The sequence below is a fragment of the Novosphingobium sp. B-7 genome (genome assembly GCF_000410615.1).
In the GTDB taxonomy this organism is placed as follows: domain Bacteria; phylum Pseudomonadota; class Alphaproteobacteria; order Sphingomonadales; family Sphingomonadaceae; genus Novosphingobium; species Novosphingobium capsulatum.
Genome location: NZ_KE148457.1, coordinates 456 through 4,622, shown reverse-complemented (window position 1 = coordinate 4,622; position 4,167 = coordinate 456). Strand labels below are relative to the sequence as shown.

Annotated in this window: 3 protein-coding genes; 2 read left to right on the top strand and 1 reads right to left on the bottom strand. The window is 64.4% G+C overall.

The features are described from left to right. Together H926_RS33715 and H926_RS0120235 are read left to right on the top strand one after the other, a co-directional pair. Positions 1 to 609: malonyl-CoA decarboxylase domain-containing protein (locus H926_RS33715; RefSeq protein ID WP_022677899.1), on the top strand; the 609-nt coding region annotated here is incomplete at its 5' end. A 250-nt stretch (positions 610 to 859) separates the two neighbouring features. After that, complete coding sequence (locus H926_RS0120235; protein ID WP_022677898.1) at positions 860 to 3,244, top strand: TonB-dependent receptor; 2,385 nt, start codon at positions 860 to 862, stop codon at positions 3,242 to 3,244. A gap of 53 nt (positions 3,245 to 3,297) precedes the next feature. Here the strand turns inward: H926_RS0120235 and H926_RS0120230 are convergent. Then, positions 3,298 to 4,167: carboxylesterase family protein (locus H926_RS0120230; RefSeq protein WP_022677897.1), on the bottom strand; the 870-nt coding region annotated here is incomplete at its 5' end.

Sequence of the window (4,167 nt, the reverse complement as noted above, 5' to 3'; positions counted from 1 at the left end):
CAAGACCGCGCCGTGCTCGATCCGCAGGCCGCGCGCGTGGCGGTGTTCTATTCGATATCCAACTGCCAGGCGGGCCTGGCCGGGATCAGCTTTGGCCAGTTCCTGATCAAGCAGGTGGTCGAGGATCTCGGCGCCGAATTTCCCGGCCTGGAAAGCTATGTGACGCTTTCGCCGATCCCCGGCTTTGCCCGCTGGCTGCGGGATGCGGCGGCCAAGGGCGATGCGGCGGCCGGGCAGGCCCTGGCACAAGGCGCGCCCGATGCCGGCTGGGCAGGGGATGATCCCCGCCGCCACGCGCTGATGCGGCTGGGCGCGCGCTATCTGCTGGCCGAGCGCGATGGGCGCGGGCGGCTGCGCGATCCGGTGGCGCGTTTCCATGTCGGCAATGGCGCGCGGTTAGAGCGGCTGTGCTGGCTGGCCGACACCAGCCCGCGCGGGATGAAGCAATCGCTGGGGCTGATGGTCAACTACCTCTACGATCTTGCCAGCGTGGAGGCCAACCACAACGCCTACGCCCGCCACCGCGTGGTCAATGCCAGCGGCGCGATGCACGCACTCTTGGCGCCGGAGCGACACACGCATGCCAAATTGGTATTGCCAGCTGCCTGACCTGTTTTGCTGCTCTGTTAAGCCAGATGGTGGGCGCAACACGGCGTCTTGCCCGATCGCGCGCGGCATATGCTGCATTCTCGCCACATATTCGGCTTTGACTGCGGCGTGGCAACGCCGACTTTGACGCCTTTGCATGCATGAAACAGATGAATAACGATAAAATGAATTGATTTCCGTTCTTCCTAAAACCAAGCCAAGGATATTGGTAAGGCCAAAATGTGTGGCCAAATGAATGAGGGAGGAACCTGTGCGCACACTTACCATCGCGGCTTCGCTGTCGGCATCGATGCTGGCCGCACCAGCTGCCCTGGCCCAGGCCGCGGGCGCTGCTGACGCAGGTGGCGATGCCGTGCAGAACGGCGAGATCATCGTTACCGCGCAGCGCCGCAGCGAAAGCCTGCAGCGCGTGCCGGTCAGCGTTATGGCGCTGACCAAGGATGCGCTGGCGTCGCAGAACCTCAACGATCTGACCCAGATTGCCCGCGCTGCGCCCTCGCTGCAGGTGGGCGTGGACAATTCCTTTGCCGTGCGCGGCATCGGCACGCTGGCCTTTGCCGGCACGATCGACAGCAGCGTGGCCATCGCCATCGACGACGTGAACCTGGGCCGCCCCGTGCTCAACAGCCCGCTGCTCAACGATCTGGCGCGCGTCGAAGTGCTCAACGGGCCGCAAGGCCTGCTGTTCGGCAAGAATGCCTCGGCCGGCCTGCTCAACATCGTCACCGCGCGGCCCAAGCTGGGTGACTATTCCAGCTCGGCCAACCTCGAACTGCTCAGCCGCGACAAGCCCTCTGAATCGGGCAATGCCTTTGGCGTTATCGCGCGCGAGACGCTGAACATCCCGGTGACCGCCAATTCGGCGCTGCGGTTGAGCGGCCTTTATTCCTATCAGGAGCCGGCCACCACCCATGTCGGCGCCTATGCGCCCGGCTCGCGGCACGATCTCAATGCCACCAGCTTTTCCTTCAAGGGCAAGTACCTGGCCGAGCTGACCGACCAGCTCTCGTTCTATGCCATTGGCGATTACAACGAAAACCACGGCATCGCCGGGATCTTCGACAACACTTATCGCCAGGTCGACGTAGCCAGCGTCAACCTGCCGTCGCTCAACTCTGTCGGGATCACGCCGGGCAGCCGCAATTTCCTGTTCGGGGGCGAAGCCAGCCAGTTCCGCGACATCAAGACCGGCGGCGCACAGGGCCAGCTGTCGTATCGCATGGCTTCGGGCATCGAGATCAGCAATCTGTTTGCCTGGCGGTTCTATACCCAGAACCAGGCGGTTGACGGCGATTACCTGCCCGGCAACGGCTTGAACACCAATGCCTCGCAATCGCGCTATGACCAATATTCCAACGAATTGCGCGTGGCGCTTCCGGCCGAGAACCGCTTGAGCGGCCAGGTCGGTCTCTATTGGTTCAAGTCGAAGCTCGATCTGGCGCGCCAACTGGCCGGCAACAGCTACCTGCCGGACGCTGCCGTGCGCGGCTATCCCTTCTGCGTGGGTGCGGTTGCCGTTCCCGGCGCCAACCCGCCGACGTGTTCGCGGTCCAACGTGGCGCAGCTGGGCAGCGATCGCAACTATGTGCAGAACACGCAAAGCTATGCCGGCTTCGGCCAGTTGACCTACAAGGTGGTCGATGGGCTGCAACTGATCGCCGGTGGCCGCGTCACGCACGACAAAATCGACCTGGTCCTGTCGCAGAACCAGCTGAACTATTTCCAGGCGCTGGGCGGCCCGCGTGGCGTATTCTCGTCCAGCTACGCCAACACCGATTTCAGCTGGAAGGCCGGGGCGCAGTTCCAGGCGACGCCCACGATCATGGTCTATGGTTTCTATGGTCGCGGCTACAAGGGGCCGGGCTTCAACGATACGTTCCCCACCGCGACCGCCAATGTGGTGGTGCGCCCGGAAACCTCGCGCACGGCCGAAATCGGTGTGAAATCCAGCTTCTTCAACCGCAAGCTGACAGTCAACCTGTCGGCGTTCCACACCAAGTTCGACGATTTCCAGGTGCAGTCGTTCGACGCCACCCTGGCGACCTTCCAGGTGCAGAACGCCGCCAGCGTCACCTCGAAGGGGATCGAGGCCATGGTCATCGTGGCGCCGTTCACCGGCTTCACGCTGACGAGTTCGGCCTCGCTGCTGTCTTCCAAGTTCGACAGCTTTCCCGGGGCGCAATGCTATCCCACGCAAACGACCTATGGGTGCTCTGCCACCCAGTCCACCTTCAATGCATCAGGCCTGACCTTGCCGGCCGCGCCGCGCTTCACCTCCAGCATGCTGGCGCGCTATGAAGTGCCGCTGGAAGGAACGGTCAAGCCGTTCATCCAGGGCAACTGGTATCACCGCTCGTCGATCAACTACACCGTCAACCAGGCGCCCGGCGCCACTGTCGGCCCGATCGACGTATTCGGTGCCAGCATCGGTGCGAAGCTGTCCAACCGCGTGGAAATCTCGGTGTTCTGCAAGAACTGCACGAACGCGATCAACCCGACCTCGATCGGCGTCGATTCGGGCGATTCCAACGCCCGCAACGCGCGCGGGCAGGCGACGCCGAAGCTATCCTATACCCAGCAGTTCGGGCTGGATTCGGTGCGATCGTTCGGCCTCAACCTTGCCATGAACTTCTGAGCCATTATCCAGTCAAGGCCCCTGCAGCGCCATCGCGGCGCTGCAGGTTGGTATTATTCCCCCCAGATTTTCCGTTCCACGCCATCGGGATCGCTCACCAGGGCCGGCACCTGGTCCAGCATCATGGTGGCATGTGCCCTGGCGTCATAGCCGTGCCAGGCGGGAAGCCCTGGACCGGCCGGTGCCTCTCCCTGCACAAAGCGCACCATCGCCCCGTGCATGCCATCGGCGAGCGGCTGCTCGGCGGCCGAAAGGCCAAAGAACTGCGCCATGCCCGGCGATGTCAGGTGATCGAACGTGAACGGCAGATCGAGCACGTGGGGGCTGTGGCCCTTGAACGGTCCACCCGGCGCCGGAAACGCCAGGCGATAGCGCCACACTGGCGCGCCGCTCTGGGCATGGGCCAGCGCCAGGCGCAGGCACGGCATGCCGTATTCCTCGGCCGTGATCAGGCGCCAGTGGCGCTCTGCCGTGGAAAGATCGGGAAAGGCCTGGGCATAGGCGGCGTCGCGCGCCACCATCTCTGCGACCGTGGCATTGGACAGCGCCTGGGGCTGGATCGGCCCGGCGGCCTGTTCGGCGTTGAGGAACAGGCGGCTTTCATCGGCATTGCTGCCGATCAGCAGCGGCACGCGCGGTGCCTTGCCGGCGCGCAGACGCGCGAGCGGCACCAGCGGCAGCGCCTGGCCATCGACCACCGGGCGGAACGGGAAGTTACGCGGCCAGGCCGATCGCGCCGCGGCCTGCGCGGCTAGCAACTGGTCGGTCGTGGCGGAAAGCAGGCGATCCGCACCGCCCAGCTTGGCCACGAACAGGCGGGCAAATTCCTGCGCTTCGGCCAAGGTGTGCACGGTCTGGCCGCCGCCGCTGAAGATCGCGGCGCGGGCATACAGGCCATCGGCCATGGGCATGCCCATCAGCGT